This window comes from Bacillus sp. LR--39, assembly GCF_053613335.1.
In genome coordinates this window covers 1-1,081 of the sequence record NZ_JBSIOT010000318.1, presented here as the reverse complement: position 1 = coordinate 1,081, position 1,081 = coordinate 1, and the positions used below count along the sequence as shown (strand labels likewise).

Annotated in this window: 2 protein-coding genes, 1 pseudogene and 1 riboswitch; all 3 genes and pseudogenes read left to right on the top strand. The window is 44.7% G+C overall.

Annotation, left to right across the window (positions count from 1 at the left end; all coding sequences use genetic code 11):
* Positions 1-105: pseudogene (locus ACWHAR_RS22855) on the top strand (GNAT family N-acetyltransferase); the annotation flags it as partial.
* 32 nt (positions 106-137) lie between these two features.
* Positions 138-249, top strand: a riboswitch (guanidine-I (ykkC/yxkD leader).
* Between the two features lie 77 nt (positions 250-326).
* A complete protein-coding gene (gene ykkC / locus ACWHAR_RS22850) occupies positions 327-665 on the top strand; it encodes a multidrug efflux SMR transporter subunit YkkC (RefSeq protein ID WP_015383469.1) in 339 nt (112 codons plus the stop codon).
* Positions 665-982 carry a multidrug efflux SMR transporter subunit YkkD gene (gene ykkD, locus ACWHAR_RS22845; RefSeq protein WP_014476583.1) on the top strand — a complete coding sequence of 106 codons (318 nt, stop codon included), beginning with the start codon at positions 665-667 and terminating at the stop codon, positions 980-982. Before ykkC ends, ykkD begins: the two co-directional genes overlap by 1 nt.
* The last annotated feature ends 99 nt before the right edge of the window (positions 983-1,081 follow it).

The window sequence follows — 1,081 nt, the reverse complement described above, 5'->3', positions numbered from 1 at the left end:
AAAGCGTCCATACGGGTAGCGGAGAAAATTGGCATGCATTACAGCAAAACGACCAGAAAATGGAATAAACCGATCGCGGTATATGAAAGAAAATCTTACAATTGAAAGATAGAGCTGAGTTTAGTATCATGATATCATGTAAAGTTTTCTAGGGTTCCGCATGTCAATTGACATGGACTGGTCCGAGAGAAAACACATACGCGTAAATAGAAGCGCGTATGCACACGGAGGGAAAAAAGCCCGGGAGAGTCAATCTCATGTGAGACGACTGTCCGGGGTTTTTTTGTTTTCGGAGAATCCTAATAGATAGAAAGGAATGACTCAAAATGAAATGGGGATTGGTCGTGCTTGCCGCTGTTTTCGAGGTTGTTTGGGTAATAGGCTTAAAGCACGCTGACTCAGCCTTAACATGGAGCGGCACTGCCATCGGCATCATATTCAGTTTTTATCTTCTAATAAAGGCGACTCACAGTCTGCCTGTTGGTACCGTGTATGCCGTCTTTACCGGGCTCGGCACAGCGGGAACAGTACTTAGTGAAATCGTTCTGTTTCATGAACCGGTTGGATGGCCGAAGCTATTGTTAATTGGCGTGCTCTTAATCGGTGTAATCGGGTTGAAGCTTGTGACACAGGATGAGACAGAGGAAAAAGGAGGCGAGGCATAATGCTGCACTGGATCAGTTTACTGTGCGCGGGCTGTTTAGAAATGGCCGGCGTGGCCCTTATGAATCAATATGCGAAAGAAAAAAGCGTGAAATGGGTGCTGTTGATCATTGTTGGTTTTGCCGCTTCATTTTCCTTGCTGTCGTACGCAATGGAAACCATTCCGATGGGAACGGCTTACGCCGTCTGGACAGGAATTGGCACCGCCGGCGGGGCGCTTGTCGGCATCCTCTTTTACAAGGAGCAGAAAGACGCCAAACGGATCTTCTTTATCGCGTTGATTTTATGCTCAGCGGTTGGTTTAAAAATTCTGTCATAAATTGATTTTTATCAAATCTTCAGTATAATGGATAAATAGTTTAGACTTACAAAGATAAGAGGGATTATTCATGAAATCATATATGACTCAGCGGTTGGA

Coding starts and splice junctions, on each gene's coding strand:
- ykkC (WP_015383469.1), top strand. CDS start 327: ATGAAATGGGGATTGGTCGTGCTTGCCGCTGTTTTCGAGGTTGTTTGG.
- ykkD (WP_014476583.1), top strand. CDS start 665: ATGCTGCACTGGATCAGTTTACTGTGCGCGGGCTGTTTAGAAATGGCC.